The organism is Janthinobacterium sp. UMAB-60 (assembly GCF_900095235.1).
Taxonomy (GTDB): domain Bacteria; phylum Pseudomonadota; class Gammaproteobacteria; order Burkholderiales; family Burkholderiaceae_D; genus Janthinobacterium.
In genome coordinates this window covers 360,323-375,257 of record NZ_LT607484.1, presented here as the reverse complement: position 1 = coordinate 375,257, position 14,935 = coordinate 360,323, and the positions used below count along the sequence as shown (strand labels likewise).

General features: G+C 62.4%; 14 protein-coding genes. 9 read left to right on the top strand and 5 right to left on the bottom strand.

The window, feature by feature from the left end; genetic code table 11:
* Positions 1-27: 27 nt before the first annotated feature.
* The 5 genes from K0F86_RS07590 to K0F86_RS07570 all read right to left on the bottom strand — a co-directional run bounded on the left by K0F86_RS07590 (position 28) and on the right by K0F86_RS07570 (position 3,305).
* A complete protein-coding gene (locus K0F86_RS07590) occupies positions 28-354 on the bottom strand; it encodes a hypothetical protein (protein ID WP_219133832.1) in 327 nt (108 codons plus the stop codon).
* A gap of 86 nt (positions 355-440) precedes the next feature.
* Positions 441-638: a hemin uptake protein HemP gene (hemP, locus tag K0F86_RS07585; protein ID WP_102298110.1), complete on the bottom strand. Its 198-nt coding sequence runs from the start codon at positions 636-638 to the stop codon at positions 441-443.
* 260 nt (positions 639-898) lie between these two features.
* Positions 899-1,705: a Crp/Fnr family transcriptional regulator gene (locus tag K0F86_RS07580; RefSeq protein WP_034750901.1), complete on the bottom strand. Its 807-nt coding sequence runs from the start codon at positions 1,703-1,705 to the stop codon at positions 899-901.
* Positions 1,706-2,036: 331 nt separating this feature from the next.
* Positions 2,037-2,681 carry a response regulator transcription factor gene (locus tag K0F86_RS07575; RefSeq protein ID WP_219133831.1) on the bottom strand — a complete coding sequence of 215 codons (645 nt, stop codon included), beginning with the start codon at positions 2,679-2,681 and terminating at the stop codon, positions 2,037-2,039.
* 156 nt (positions 2,682-2,837) lie between these two features.
* The gene (locus K0F86_RS07570; protein WP_092710636.1) at positions 2,838-3,305 is read right to left on the bottom strand and encodes a universal stress protein; all 468 of its coding nucleotides are present in this window, start codon (positions 3,303-3,305) and stop codon (positions 2,838-2,840) included.
* Between the two features lie 467 nt (positions 3,306-3,772).
* Here K0F86_RS07570 and K0F86_RS07565 point away from each other — a divergent pair, with 467 nt between their 5' ends.
* From K0F86_RS07565 to truA, 9 genes are all read left to right on the top strand, one after another.
* Positions 3,773-4,630, top strand: coding sequence for a protein phosphatase CheZ (locus K0F86_RS07565; protein WP_219133830.1), 858 nt, complete (start codon positions 3,773-3,775; stop codon positions 4,628-4,630).
* Positions 4,630-6,513 (top strand): chemotaxis protein CheA, encoded by a 1,884-nt coding sequence (locus tag K0F86_RS07560; protein ID WP_219133829.1) that lies wholly within the window; start codon positions 4,630-4,632, stop codon positions 6,511-6,513. The genes K0F86_RS07565 and K0F86_RS07560 overlap by 1 nt, the downstream gene beginning before the upstream one ends.
* A gap of 268 nt (positions 6,514-6,781) precedes the next feature.
* On the top strand, positions 6,782-8,185 hold the full coding sequence (leuC, locus tag K0F86_RS07555) for a 3-isopropylmalate dehydratase large subunit (RefSeq protein WP_219133828.1): 1,404 nt from the start codon (positions 6,782-6,784) through the stop codon (positions 8,183-8,185).
* Between the two features lie 68 nt (positions 8,186-8,253).
* On the top strand, positions 8,254-8,376 hold the full coding sequence (locus tag K0F86_RS07550) for a lipoprotein (protein ID WP_010400408.1): 123 nt from the start codon (positions 8,254-8,256) through the stop codon (positions 8,374-8,376).
* Positions 8,377-8,427: 51 nt separating this feature from the next.
* Positions 8,428-9,075 (top strand): 3-isopropylmalate dehydratase small subunit, encoded by a 648-nt coding sequence (gene leuD / locus K0F86_RS07545; RefSeq protein WP_096237214.1) that lies wholly within the window; start codon positions 8,428-8,430, stop codon positions 9,073-9,075.
* 11 nt (positions 9,076-9,086) lie between these two features.
* Positions 9,087-10,157 (top strand): 3-isopropylmalate dehydrogenase, encoded by a 1,071-nt coding sequence (leuB, locus tag K0F86_RS07540; protein WP_219133827.1) that lies wholly within the window; start codon positions 9,087-9,089, stop codon positions 10,155-10,157.
* A gap of 45 nt (positions 10,158-10,202) precedes the next feature.
* Complete coding sequence (gene asd / locus K0F86_RS07535; RefSeq protein ID WP_096237210.1) at positions 10,203-11,330, top strand: aspartate-semialdehyde dehydrogenase; 1,128 nt, start codon at positions 10,203-10,205, stop codon at positions 11,328-11,330.
* 303 nt (positions 11,331-11,633) lie between these two features.
* Positions 11,634-14,048 (top strand): FimV/HubP family polar landmark protein, encoded by a 2,415-nt coding sequence (locus K0F86_RS07530; protein WP_257572030.1) that lies wholly within the window; start codon positions 11,634-11,636, stop codon positions 14,046-14,048.
* A gap of 46 nt (positions 14,049-14,094) precedes the next feature.
* Entirely contained in the window at positions 14,095-14,925 is an 831-nt protein-coding gene (gene truA, locus K0F86_RS07525) for a tRNA pseudouridine(38-40) synthase TruA (RefSeq protein ID WP_219133825.1), read from the top strand.
* Positions 14,926-14,935: the final 10 nt, after the last annotated feature.

Here is a 14,935-nt window from a genome sequence, read left to right as displayed (position 1 = left end):
TGGGCGGTGGGAAGTGTTGAATAGAAATTATTGCGGCAGGGGCGAGGCAGGGCGCCTGGCGCTCAGCAGGCGTACCAGGCGATCGAGCAAGGTGGGCTTTGGCGGCGCAGGCCGGTGCAGCGCCACCAGGGCGGCCCATTGCTGCGACAGTTGCTGGCAGGTCGCTTGCAGCACGGGACCGAGGCCGGGTGAGCTGGACAGCAATTGCAGATGGCGTTCGATGACTGCGGCCAGTTTCTCGCAGGGACTGCCCGCATGGTAGTGCGACATCAGGTGCAGCACGGCCGACAGCAGCAATTCAGGCTGCTGGCCTTGCGGGGAAGGAAACATCGGGGAAGGTCGGTCGTTCGCCATCAAACACTCCTGTGCGGGTGGTTTGGCTGGCTGCGCGCACGGGGCGCGACTGGCTGGCGAGTGTGGTGACTGGCTGCCGTGCTGCTTCAGGCAGTCAGGATCAGCTTGTTCAATTGGGTGACGCGCAGGCGATAGATCTTGCCGCTGTGCTCAATTTCCACTTCGCGACCCTGCTGCAGCAGCGCTTCGCTGGTGATGCGGCGCGCCGGCTGGGCCATGCTGACGGGAGGACGGACGTGGGCGCTAGCGGCATCCTGGATCAAGGCTGGTTTTGAGCTTTGCATGTTGGGCTTTCTTTATCTCAGTTGAGAATGATTCGTATTTGCATTATTGTTGAATGTGGCCCGAAAAGCAAGGCTTATTTATGCCCGATGCAGGCTTTTTTTTGACTGCCGGGAGGGGAGTGCCGTGTGCGTGGCGCGCGGTGGCGCCAGCGGGCGGGAGACGGGGCGGACAGCAAAAAAGACCCGGCAAGGCGGTGTGCCTTGGCCGGGTCAAGCCTGTGCCAAGCTTGAAGGAATCGGGTGGCGTGAATCGGCTGGCGTTAAATCGTGGCCAGCAATTGCGCCGAGGCAGTGGCGGCCGCCGTGGTGTCGGCTTTGAGCTTGGCGGCGGCCAGTTGCTTGGCGCGCGAGCGCGAGGGCGGCAGGCGGCGCAGGGTTTTCAGGGCATCCGGGTCCTTGATGCCGATGGTGCGCTGGTCGACCGAGATCAGGCCGATTTCATTGAAGGCGGACAGGGTGCGGCTGACCGTTTCCAGGGTCAGGCCCAGGTAGCTGCCGATTTCATGGCGCGTCATGCGCAGGTTGAACAGCTTGCTCGAATAACCCATCTGTGCGAAGCGGTCGGCCAGCGAGACGAGGAAGCGCGCCACGCGGGCTTCGGCGCTGAGGGCGCCCAGCATGCCGATCATGGCTTGCTCGCGCACCAGTTCGCGGCTCATCACGCCGTACATGACATTTTCCAGCTCCAGGTGGACTCTGCCCAGCGCCGTCAGCTTCTTGAACGGCAGCAGGATCAGGTCGCAGTCGGACAGGGCCACCGCTTCCGAGGAGTAATGGCGCGAGTGGATGCCGTCGACGCCCAGCATGTCGCCCTTCATGGGAAAGCTGAGTACCTGCTCATTGCCGAATTCGTCGATGAGCACGGTTTTCAGGAAGCCCGAATTGACGATGTACAGAGTGTCGAAGGGCTGGCCGATGGTGTGCACGCGCTGGCCCGTCTTGAATTGCACGTGCTGGAACAGCAGTTCATCGGCGGCGATGGTGCAGGCGCTGGAAATATGCAGCAGGTCGCACACCTCCTTCAGGTTCGACCATAGCCGCCCTTGGCGCTGGCGCCCCGCTTCCATCGGAGAGGAGGGGGGCAGCGATGGAGTGGCAGCGCGGGTTTCAGGCGTTTGCGTGGACAGCATGTTCATCTCCTGGTGACAGGTAGTTCAGAGTTGAATGACGGGGTGCACAGGGCGGCGGGCGGGCAAGGGCCGGCGGCGCGCGTCCAGGCAGGTAAAGCTCAATTCGCTGAAGACTTGTTGTGTGATGAAATAACTTCCCAGCAACTTGATTACTGGTTTCAGTATGCCAACAACCGTATGCAATTAATATCAGCAGTGGCTGAATATGGCAGTAGGAGCTGTGGCAGTTGATGTAGGATTGTTCCTACGGCTGGCGCGCGCAGGCAGCTCAGGTCTTGAAGGGGGATAGCAGGCGGTGTGCCACGGCATACTGCACCATTTCCGACAGCGAACTCATGCCCATCTTTTGCATGATGCGCGTCTTGTGCGTACTCACGGTTTTTACGCTCAGGTGCAGATTGTTGGCGATTTCCGTGATCGACTTGCCTGCCACCAGCAGGGAAAAGACTTCGAACTCGCGGTCCGACAGCTGTTTGTGCAGCAAGCTTTCATTCGGCATCATGATGTTGAGCACGAGCTGCTCCGCTACCTCGGCGCTGATGTAGGGACGGCCCGATGCCACCTTGTGGATGGCGCCCACCAGCTGGGTGCCCGCGCTTTCCTTGGTCAGATAGCCTTGCGCGCCGGCGCGGATGGCGCGCACCGCATATTGCTCTTCCTCGTGCATGGTGAGGATCAGGATGGCCAGCTTGGGCGCCTCGCTGCGGATTTGCCGGATCAGGTCGACGCCGCTGCGGCCCGGCATCGACAGGTCGAGCAGCAACAGGTCGAAGCCGCCCTGGCGCACGTGGTTGAGTACCTCAAAGCCATCGATGGCTTCGCCCACGATGTCGATGTCCGGCGCGCCGTCGAGGATGCGCTTCAATCCTTGCCGCATGATGGTGTGGTCGTCGGCAATCACAATACGTATCATAGGCGCGCAATCTGGAGGCGTGTAATTGGTCCTGGCCGTTTCGTGGCGGCCAGGTGTTAAGAAACGAGAAACGTTGTCATTTTAACTGAAAAGGCCGCAGTGTTGCCTTTTTACCCGCGATGCGGGATGCGGCGGCCTGCGTGGCCATGTGACCCCTTATTTTGATGGGGGTTCCTTGATCAGCCTATGCACGAGCACCGGCAATTTCGAGTGCGACAGTACTTTGTTGGTCACGCTGCCCAGCAGCAATTGCCCCCAGCCGCTGCGGCCATGCGAGCCCATGAAGATCAGGTCGCAGTGCTGCAATTGCGCCACTTCCACGATTTTCAGGGCCGGACTGTCGGAAAAGGCCGTCAGGCCCGTCGCTTCCAGGCCCCGCTTGGCGGCCGCGTCGAGGATCGGCTGCCAGTGGTCCGCGCCCGCCTTGCGCATGGCGATGCGGTACTCTTCTTCGCTGGGATAGCTGGGTGGAATGATTTCGATGTATACCGGGTACTGGTACTCGGGCGCCACGTACACGGCAAGGATATCGGCGTGCATCTGTTCGGCAAAGGCAACGCCGGCACAGGCTGTCAGGTTGGAGACGGTGGAGCCGTCCGTGGCGATCAGAATTTTCTTATACATGGCAGGTCCTTTGGCGGTGACTCAGCGCGTGCAACGCCCCTTATTGTAGGCGCGGCGGCAGCATGGTATTCATGTAAAGACTTGATAATTATCAATACTATTGCACCTTCAGTATAGACAACATTGGCAGAAAGATCGTGTTTTAGCCGCAACGATAGCCACGGAGCACTGTTGCGCAGCCGCCCGTGGGCAGGATTTCTTGTGCGGCGCGTGGTCTTGCACGCACGCCAATGGTAGTATTTCAAAATACAACAGCAGGAACACTTATTTCCTGACGGAAAAGCTCTTGTGGACCAGCTTTACACCAGGAAGCGCGTTTTGAGATTTACCAACAGGGCGGCGCCCTGCTACACTCGCACCATCGCAGCGGTATTGCCTCAAATCATCTTAATCGAGAAATTGTGGGTATCAGTCTGTAAAACGCACAGTTCAGGCGGAATTTTGACAAATTATGGAGAAGCAGGGATATGACCAACGCCGCTGATGATTTCGATGCATTATTCGATGAAGTATCTGCGCAAAGTGCGGCCGCTCCCAAGCCCGCGCCTGCCGCAGCGCCCGCAGCCGTGATCGCGGACGACGATTTCGACGCGCTGTTCGACTCCGTGTCGGCCAGCGCCGCCGTGCCGCCAGCCGCAGCGGAAGCGCCAGTCGCCGCCGCGCCGGAAGCGCCACCCGCGGCTGCCGCAGGCGCGCCGGGCGAAGCGGCCGATCCTGTCGACCAGTCCGACAAGCCGATGTTCGAGCGCCTGGGCGGCATCGTACGCCTGCTGCACGATTCGCTGCGCGAACTGGGCTACGACAAGGCGTTGACGGAAGCGTCGTCGCAGATCGTCGACGCGCAGGACCGCCTGGAATATGTCGCCACCCTGACGGAACAGGCCGCCAACAAGGTCCTCAATACGCTCGACGAAGGCATGCCGGCGCAAGATGTGCTGTCGAAGAAAGCCAAGGACATGGACAGCCGCTGGACGGCGCTGTTCGATGGCAAGCTGAGCCTGGAAGAGTTCAAGGCCCTGGCCGGCGATTCGCGCCAGTTCGCGCAAGCCGTTGCCGAGGCAACGGAAGCGGAAAAAGCGCGCTTGCTGGAAATCATGATGGCGCAGGACTTCCAGGACATCACGGGCCAGCTGATCAAAAAAGTGGTCAACATCACCAAGACGGTGGAGCACGAGCTTGCCCAGCTGCTGCGCGACAACGCGCCGGCCGAAGTGCGCGAAAAACTGGCGCAAAAGCCGGTGCCGCTGATGCAGGGCCCGTCCGTGCCGTCGGTGGCGCTGGACCAGGATAATGTAGACGACCTTCTTGCGGATTTGGGATTCTAATGGACGATATGCTCAAGGATTTCGTCGTTGAGGCGATGGATCTTGCGGTTAATGTTGAAGAGCACTTATTGCGCCTCGAGCGTGATCCTGACAACAAGGAAACACTGAATGCCGTGTTTCGTTCCTTCCACACCATCAAGGGTGGCGCCGGCTTCATGGGCCTGCCCGCACTGGTGGCGGCCTGCCATCTGACGGAAAACCTGTTCGACGCCCTGCGCACGGGTGCCGCGCCGGTGACCCCGATCGCCATCGAGGCGGCGCTGCAAGCGTCCGGTTTCGTCGCCGACCAGCTGACGGAACTGGCCAACGGTGCCGCGCCGGAAAGCTTGCCGGCCATGCCGGAAGAACTGGAACACATCCTGACGAACGCCATCGAAGGCAAGGGCATGGACGCACACGCGCCGGCCGCCGCCGTGGTGGCGGAAGTCGCCGTGGTGGTTGCCGAGGTGGTCGTGGCGGCGCCAGCCGCCGCCGTTTCCACCGCCACCGCCAGCGCCGATGGCCTGGACTGGGAAGGCATGTATAACGCCGTCGTGCCGGCGGGCAGCCAGGTCGCTGCCGCACCGGTCGCCGTCGCCGCTGCGCCTGCCGCCGTGGCCGCCGCGCCTGCCGCTGCTGCTGCCGCCAAGCCGGCCGGCAAGGCCTGGGATGGCGCGGAACGTCGCGATGAGCGCCCGGAAGTGCGTCATGCCGCGCCCGTCAAGGAAGACAGTATCCGCGTCGACGCCGTCAAGCTCGACGCGCTGCTGGAAGTGGCCGGAGAATCGGTACAGGCCGCCAACCAGGCTGCCGTGCTGCTCGAGCGCTTGCTGCAATTTAAATTCGAAGGCCAGGCCGCCACCCTGATGGCGACCCTGGCGGAAACCCTGGAACGCGCGTCGCGCTACTCGACGGAACTGCAGCGGGCCACCCTGGCCACGCGCATGCAGCCCGTGGGCCGCCTGTTCCAGAAATTCCCGCGCCTGGTGCGCGAGCTGGCAAAAGACCTGGGCAAGGATGTCGAGCTGACCATCGAGGGTGCGGAGACGGAAGTCGACCGCGTGGTGGTCGACAGCCTGTACGATCCGCTGGTGCACATGCTGCGCAATTCGCTCGACCATGGCGTCGAATCGCCGGAAGCGCGTATGGCCGCCGGCAAGCCAGCCAAATCGTATATTTCGCTGAAGGCCTGGCAGGAAGCCAACAGTGTCATGATTGTGTTGCAGGATGATGGCAAGGGCATGGACCCGGCCTTCCTGCGCAGCAAGGCCCAGCAAAAGGGCTTGATCAGCGAAAACGCGCAATTGAGCAACGACGAATGCTTCCAGCTGGTGTTCCTGCCGGGCTTCTCGACCAAGGAAGTCGCTTCCAGCGTCTCCGGACGCGGCGTGGGCATGGACGTGGTGAAGACGGCCGTGGAGAAAAACCGCGGCGCCATCCACATCGAGTCGACGCTGGGCAAGGGCACGAAGTTTGCCATCCGCCTGCCGATCGAGCTGTCGATCGTGCCGACCATGCTGGTGTCGACCTCGGGCGCCGCGCTGGCGCTGCCGATGGCGGTGGTGCAGCGCGTCGTCGAATTGCCGGAAACCTTCATGGAAGTGGGCGGCGCGCCCGTGCTGAAAGACCAGGGCCGTCCATTGCCCGTGCGCTCGCTGGCCGGCGCCCTCGGTTACGAAGCGTGCAGCGAACGCGTCGGCATTGTTGTCGCCGCGCCACAGCCGTACATTCTCGCCGTGGCAGCCGTCGATGGCACGGCCGATCTGGTGATCAAGCCGATGACGGCCATCACCGTGGAAGGCATTACCGGTACTGCCCGCTCGGCCGAAGGCGAGCTGGTGCTGGTCGTGGGCCTATCTTTCCTGATGGATGGTTGCAGGGGAAGTGTGCGCATGGCTGCCTGACAACACAGGCCAGTTCACAACCAGCCCGCTGCAGACCTCTGCAGCGGGCTTTTTTTTCGATTTTTATTCGCCCCGCCGGCATTTTGGCAGATTTTCGTATCAGCAATTTTTTAACCATATCCGCAAGGCAGGCCGAATTTTGTATCGTCCATCCCACGCTGGGGCGGCTTTTGCTTCTGCATTGCACAATATATGGCATAATCATTGCCGATCCCTTCGATCAGTACGACAGATCACTTAAACAGGCTGTGGCAACGCTGCATAAATCATGATGAAGACGCTTTACGACAAACTCTGGGAATCCCACGTTGTTCGGGCCGAAGATGATGGCACGACAATTTTGTATATCGACCGGCACCTGCTGCACGAAGTCACCAGCCCGCAAGCCTTCGATGGTCTCAGCGTGGCGGGCCGCCAGCCGTGGCGCATTTCCGCCAACCTGGCCGTGGCCGACCATAACGTGCCCACCACCAGCCGCATCGACGGCATTGCCGACCCGGTCTCGCGCCTGCAGGTGGAAACGCTGGACAAGAACGCCAAGCATTACGGCTTGACCTACTTCAACATGAACGACAAGCGCCAGGGCATCGTGCATGTGATCGGCCCTGAACAGGGCGCGACCCTGCCCGGCATGACGGTCGTCTGCGGCGATTCGCACACGTCCACGCACGGCGCGTTCGGCGCGCTGGCGCACGGCATCGGCACGTCCGAAGTGGAACACGTGCTGGCCACGCAGACCTTGCTGCAAAAGAAATCGAAGTCCATGCTGGTGCAGGTCGACGGCGCCTTGCCGGCCGGCGTGACGGCGAAAGATATCGTGCTGGCCATCATCGGCAAGATCGGCACGGCCGGCGGCACGGGCTACTGTATCGAATTCGGCGGCTCGGCCATCCGCGCCCTGTCGATGGAAGGCCGCATGACGGTGTGCAACATGGCCATCGAGGCGGGCGCGCGCGCCGGCATCATCGGCGTGGATGACACCACCATCAACTACGTCAAGGGCCGCCCGTTTTCGCCGGCCGGTCCGCACTGGGAACGCGCCGTGGCCTATTGGCGCACCCTGCATTCGGACCCGGGCGCCCGCTTCGACTTCGTCGTCACCCTCAACGCGCAAGAGATCGTGCCGCAAGTGACCTGGGGCACCTCGCCCGAGATGGTGGTCGGTATCGATGGCCGCGTGCCCGATCCTGACCAGGAAAAAGACGGCGTCAAGCGCGATGCGATGGAAAAGGCGCTGGTCTACATGAATCTCAAGCCCAACACCGCCATCGAAGACATCCGCATCGACAAGGTCTTCATCGGTTCCTGCACCAATTCGCGCATCGAGGATTTGCGCGCGGCCGCGGCCGTTGTGCGCGGCAAGTACCGCGCCTCGAACGTCACCCTGGCGCTGGTCGTGCCCGGTTCCGGTCTGGTGAAAGATCAGGCCGAGCGCGAAGGCCTGGACCGCATCTTCAAGGATGCCGGTTTCGAGTGGCGCGAGCCGGGCTGCTCCATGTGCCTGGCCATGAATGCGGACCGTCTGGAACCGGGTGAACGCTGCGCCTCGACCTCGAACCGCAACTTCGAAGGCCGGCAAGGGCAGGGCGGACGCACGCACCTGGTGTCGCCCGCGATGGCGGCAGCGGCGGGCATCGCCGGCCACTTTGTCGACGTGCGGGCTTTGCGATGACGGCAGGGACCTGCGCCGCTGGTTTACACTAGCGTTCCCGGTCCCTTACTTACTATCAATAAATCATCATGAAAAAACTCTTCGCCCTGCTCATCGCCACCGTCATCTTGTCCGGCTGCAACACCGTCTCCGGCATCGGCCGCGATGTGCAGAAAGTCGGCCAGGTCGTCACTGGCGCCGGCGGAAAATAAACCGTGACGTGCCGGCGCCCCGCGTCGCGCGTCCTACCGAGTAGAAACAGCATGGATAAATTTACGATTTACGAAGGCCTGGTGGCCCCGCTGGACCGCGCCAACGTCGACACCGACGCGATTATCCCGAAGCAATTCCTGAAATCGATCCACCGCAGCGGTTTCGGCCCCAACCTGTTCGACGAATGGCGTTATCTGGACCATGGCGAACCGGGCCAGGACAACAGCCGCCGTCCGCTGAACCCCGAGTTCGTGCTCAACGAGGCGCGTTACCAGGGCGCCTCGATCTTGCTCACGCGCAAGAACTTCGGCTGTGGTTCCTCGCGCGAACACGCGCCGTGGGCGCTCGATCAATATGGCTTCCGCGCCATCATCGCGCCTTCGTTTGCCGACATCTTCTTCAACAACTGCTACAAGAACGGCTTGCTGCCCATCGTGCTGTCGGAAAGCCAGGTCGAACACCTGTTCAATGAAGTCAAGGCCTTCCCCGGCTACAAGCTGGTGGTGGACCTGGAGCAGCAATGCGTGCGCACCAGCAATGGTTCCGTCTCGTATCCATTCGAGATCGATGCCTTCCGCAAATATTGCCTGATGAATGGCCTCGACGATATCGGCCTGACCCTGCGCCATGCGGACGATATCCGCGCCTTCGAAGAGCGCCATTTGAATAGCCAACCGTGGCTCGCCAACGTCATTTAAGCGATAAAAATATGAAAATTGCAATTTTACCCGGCGACGGCATCGGTCCTGAAATCGTCGCGCAAGCCGTCAAGGTGTTGAACGTGCTGGGCGAATCGTTCGAGCTGGAAACAGCGCCCGTGGGCGGCGCCGGCTATGCGGCCCATGGCCACCCGCTGCCGGAAGCCACGCTGGCGCTGGCCAAGGCGGCCGATGCCGTGCTGTTCGGCGCCGTGGGCGACTATCAATACGACAGCCTGGAGCGCCAGTTCCGTCCCGAGCAGGCGATCCTGGGCCTGCGCAAGAACCTGGGCCTGTTCGCCAACCTGCGTCCGGCCATTTTGTACCCGGAACTGGCGGGCGCCTCGACCCTGAAGCCGGAAGTGGTCTCCGGCCTGGACATCCTGATCATCCGCGAATTGACGGGCGACATTTATTTCGGCCAGCCGCGCGGCGTGCGCGAGTGTCCTGACGGTCCGTTCAAGGGCCAGCGCGAAGGTTTCGACACCATGCGCTATGCGGAAGGCGAAATCCGCCGCATCGCCCACGTGGCCTTCCAGGCCGCGCAAAAGCGCGACAAGCGGCTCACCAGCGTGGACAAGGCGAACGTGCTGGAAACCTTCCAGTTCTGGAAAGACATCGTCACCGACGTGCACAAGGAATACCCGGATGTGGCGCTCGATCATATGTATGTCGATAACGCGGCCATGCAACTGGTGCGGGCGCCGAAGAAATTCGACGTCATGGTGACGGGCAATATGTTCGGCGACATCCTGTCGGATGCGGCCGCCATGCTGACGGGCTCGATCGGCATGTTGCCGTCCGCTTCGCTGGACGCCAACAACAAGGGCTTGTACGAGCCGTCGCACGGCTCGGCGCCCGATATCGCGGGCAAGGGCATCGCCAATCCGCTGGCGACGATCCTGTCGGCGGCCATGATGCTGCGCTATTCGCTGAACCGCGAAGAGCAGGCAAACCGCATCGAGGCTGCCGTCAAGAAGGTGCTGGCGCAGGGCCTGCGCACGGCCGACATCCATGAAGCGGGCACGACCTTGGTCGGTACCGAGGCGATGGGTGATGCAGTTGTAAAAGCGCTGGGATAAAATAGTCTAATGACGGCAGTCGCCGTCTCATCTTGAGGAATGGTAATGAAATTAGTTGGCTTGGTAGGTTGGCGCGGTATGGTCGGTTCGGTCCTGATGCAACGCATGCAGGAAGAGGGCGATTTCGCCCACATCGAACCGGTGTTTTTCACGACGTCGAACACGGGCGGCGCGGCGCCGGCCATGGCGAAGAATGAAACCATCCTCAAGGATGCCAACAACATCGCCGAACTGTCCAAGTGCGACATCATTATTTCCTGCCAGGGCGGCGACTACACGAGCGCTGTCTTCCCGCAATTGCGCGCCAGCGGCTGGAATGGCTACTGGATCGATGCGGCCTCGACCTTGCGCATGGAAAAAGACGCCGTCATCGTGCTCGACCCCGTCAACCTGCACGTCATCAAGGATGCGCTGGGCAAGGGCGTCAAGAATTACATCGGCGGCAATTGCACCGTCTCGTGCATGATGATGGGCCTGGGCGGCCTGTTCCAGCACGACCTGATCGACTGGATGACGTCGATGACCTACCAGGCGGCCTCGGGCGGCGGCGCGCAGCACATGCGCGAACTGCTGACGCAGTTTGGCACCATCAACAGCTCCGTCAAGGCGCTGCTGGAAAACCCCGCTTCCGCCATCCTGGAAATCGACCGCCAGGTGCTGGCCACCCAGCACGGCTATTCCCCGGATGAAATCAAGCAATTCGGCGCGCCGCTGGCCGGCAACCTGATCCCGTGGATCGACAAGGACCTGGGCAACGGCCAGTCGAAGGAAGAGTGGAAGGCCGGCGCGGAAACGAACAAGATCCTCGGCCGCGGCATCGATTTTGGCACCAGGGAAATTCCTGTCGACGGCCTGTGCGTGCGCATCGGCGCCATGCGCTGCCATTCGCAGGCGCTGACCATCAAGCTGAAAAAAGACGTGCCGCTCGATGAAATCAACGACATCATCGCCAGCAACAATCAATGGGTCAAGCTGGTCCCGAACACGCGCGAAGCATCCGTGCGCGACCTGTCGCCGGCAGCCGTCACGGGCAGCCTGACGATTCCTGTGGGCCGCGTGCGCAAGATGAGCATGGGCGGCGAATACCTGTCCGCCTTCACCGTGGGCGATCAATTGCTGTGGGGCGCGGCCGAGCCGCTGCGCCGCATGCTGCGTATTTTGCTGGATGCGTAACAGCAATAAATCAGCAAGCAATTGCTGATGCAGATCAAGCCGGGGCTGTTTTCCCGGCTTTTTTTTCGTCCTGAGCCCGTCAAGGCTCAACCATGCGGAGCTTGCATAGCTTTGGGCATGATGATATGTTGATACCTCTGGAAAAGTAACAGTTTTCCCATGTCAACTAAGATGCCGCCAACTATGCCTGTACATACTCGTCCTCGGGTCGCCTCCCTTGCCATTAAAACACTCAGCAGCGCTGTTGCCTGTGCGGTGTTATTGTCACCGGCGGTATCCGCAGCCGAGCTGGGCAAGATTACCGTGTTGTCCGCCGCCGGCCAGCCGCTGCGCGCCGAGGTCGAATTATCGGCCGTCAAGCCAGGCGAGGCCTCCAGCCTGCTGGCCAAGCTGGCGCCGCCGGACGCGTATCGGCAGGCCAACGTGGAATTCAATCCGGCCCTGAACGCGCTGACGTTTGCCGTGGAAAACCGCGACGGCAAATCCTTCATCCGCATCAGCTCGGCGCAAGCGGTGGCCGAGCCCATGGTCGATTTGCTGCTGGAACTGAGCAGCAAGAGCGGGCGCCAGGTACGCGAATATGCGTTCGTGCTCGACACACCCGAGGCGCGCCAGACGCGCGGCGCGCAAGTGACGGCGCCCGTGCAGCCAGGCAAGGGCAAGCCGGCCGCAGCTGATACTGCACCGGCGAAAAAGGCGGCGGGCGAATACAAGGTCAAGGCGGGCGACACTCTGAGCCGTATCGCCAGCGAACTCAAGCCATCGGGCGTGTCGCTCGACATGATGCTCGTCGCCCTGTACCGTGCCAATCCCGATGCCTTCAGGGGCGAGAACATGAACCGCATGCAGGCCGGGCGCATCCTGGCCGTGCCGGGCGCGGACGCCGTGCGCGCCACCGACGCGGCCGAAGCGAAGGGCGTCGTGACGGCGCACGCCATCGATTTCGAAGCCTACCGCAACAAGCTGGCGGGGCAGGTATCGCAAAGCAAGCCGGCCAAGGCGGCGCAGGCGACGCAAAGCACGGCTGGCAAGATCGGCGCGACCAAGGTCCAGGAAAAGCCGACGGCCGTGAGCGAGTCGCAAGACAAGCTGAAACTGTCGAAGGCGGAGCCGGCGGCCAAGTCGGCCGGCAAGAGCGCCGTCGCCAGCGAGGAAGACAAGATCGCCAAGGCCAAGCAGGTCGATGAAGCGGCCGCGCGCGTCAAGGAGCTGGAAAAGAACGTCAGCGATCTGGAAAAGTTGATGGCGGTGAAGAGCAAGGCCATGGCCGACAAGAGCGCTCCCGCGCCCGCCAAGCCGGCCGAGGCTGCGGCCAGCGTTTCGGCCGGTGCAGCGGCCAGCGCCGTCGCCAGCGCGCCAGCCGAAGCGCAGCCGGCCGCACCCAAGGCCAAACCGGTGCCGCTGGTGAAAAAACCCTCGCCGCTGGAACCGACGATTACCGACAAGATCAATGAGCACCTGGGCGCCATCGGCATCGGCATTGCCGCGCTGCTGGCGGCCGTGGCCGCACTGGTGGTCGCGCGCCGCCGCAAGGATGCGCCACCCGCGCCAGAGAGCGTGGCTCCCGTGCTTGAACCGGAAGCACCGGTGGCGCCGTCGGCCGGCCTGGCGCCGGAAGACCAGCAGTCCGAAGCGAGCAACCACCTGTTCGGCACGGGCGCCGCCGCTGCAGGGGTGGCTGCCGCCGCGGGCGCCAGCATGCTCGACGCGAATGAAACGGACCCCGTCGCCGAAGCGGACGTGTATATCGCCTACGGCCGCGATGGCCAGGCGGAAGATATCCTCAAGGAAGCCTTGCGCATCCATCCCGAGCGCCATGCGGCCCGCCTGAAGTTGCTGGAAATCTATTCGGCCCGCAACGATGTGCGCGCGTTCGAAGACCAGGCCAGCGAGCTGTACAGCCTGACGCGGGGCCAGGGCGAAGAGTGGCCGCAGGCGGCCGCGCTGGGCCTGGCGCTCGATCCCACCAATCCCCTGTATGGCGATACGGAAGACGACGCCGTTGTCAGCCTGAGCAAGGGCGCCGGCGACGATTTGCATGGCCAGAGCATGGACTTGCCCGACGATCTGGCTGCGCCCGCAGCGCCGGCCGAGCCGGCCAGCATGCCCGTCCGCGATACGCGCGCGCCCCTCGATTTTGACCTCGACAGCCTCGATTTCGAACCCGTCTCCACCAGCGACCCGATCATCATGCCGGGGCCGGACAGCAAGCCGCAGACGGCCGCGCACGATAGTCAGTATGACGCCAGCATGGATTTCGGCCTCGACCTGGAGCCGCCAGCGGGCCCCGTGAATGGCGTGGGCGCCGGTTTGACGCCTTTGCCTGACCCGTTGAAGGATGTGGATCTGGCCCATTTTGACCTCGACGAGCCGGTGGCGCCGGCTGCCGCACCGGTGGCGGCCACCGAGCCTTCCATCGACAGCCTGTTTGACGACGCGCAAACGCCAGCGACCTTGCCGGAAGCCATACCGCCCGCGCAAGAATTCGACCTGTCCGGCATCGACCTGGACCTCAACGATGGCAAGACGGCCAGCGTGGGCGTGGACGACCCGCTGTCGGCCATCCACATGGAAATGGATACCAAGCTGGACCTGGCGATCGCTTACCAGGAAATCGGCGACAAGGAAGGCGCGCGCGAGCTGATCGATGAGGTCATCAAAGGCGGCAGCGAAGAGCAGGTCGCCAAGGCGAACACAATGAAGGCACTCCTCAGCTAGCAATGCCCGCCGGCGCGGCAGGCTGCCGCGCCGGTATAATGCTTGGATGCAAAATATTACGACAGCAACGCCACTCAAGCGTATCGTCCTCGGCCTGCAGTACGACGGCACGGCCTGGCATGGATACCAGAAACAGGAAGATGGGCAGACGGTGCAGGACCAGCTGGAAAACGCGCTGGAGCAGTTTGCCCGCGTGCGCCTGGCCACCACCTGCGCCGGCCGCACGGACACGGGCGTGCATGCGCTTGAGCAAGTGGTGCATTTCGATACGGAACTGAACCGCGACGTGCACTCGTGGGTGCGCGGCGTCAACGCCTTCCTGCCGAAATCGATCGCCGTGCGCTGGGCCAAGGAGCTGTCCGGCGATCCTACCGTCAACGATTTCTTCCACGCCCGTTTCAGTGCCCGCGCGCGCACCTATCATTATGTGTTGTACAACAACGCCACCCGTTCGCCGCTGGTGGAAGGGCGCGCCGGCTTCTTTTTCCGTCGGCTGGACGTGGAACTGATGCGCCAGGCCGTGCAGCCGCTCCTGGGCTGGCACGACTTCACGGCCTTCCGCGCCGCGCAATGCCAGGCCAAGTCGCCCGTCAAGCTGATGCACGACATCCGCATCGAGCGGCGCGGCGATTGCGTGATTTTTACGATTACTGCGAATGCCTTCCTGCACCACATGGTGCGCAACCTGGTCGGTTCGCTCGTCTACATCGGCACGGGGCGGGAAAAGCCGGACTGGCTGGGTCACTTGCTGGAAAGCAAGGATCGCCATGCTGCCGCGCCCACCTTCATGCCCGACGGCTTGTACCTGGCGCAGATCGATTACGATCCCAAGTGGGAGTTGCCGCAAGACAGCAGCAGCGCCTTGCCCTGGTTTTGAGCTGCATCAA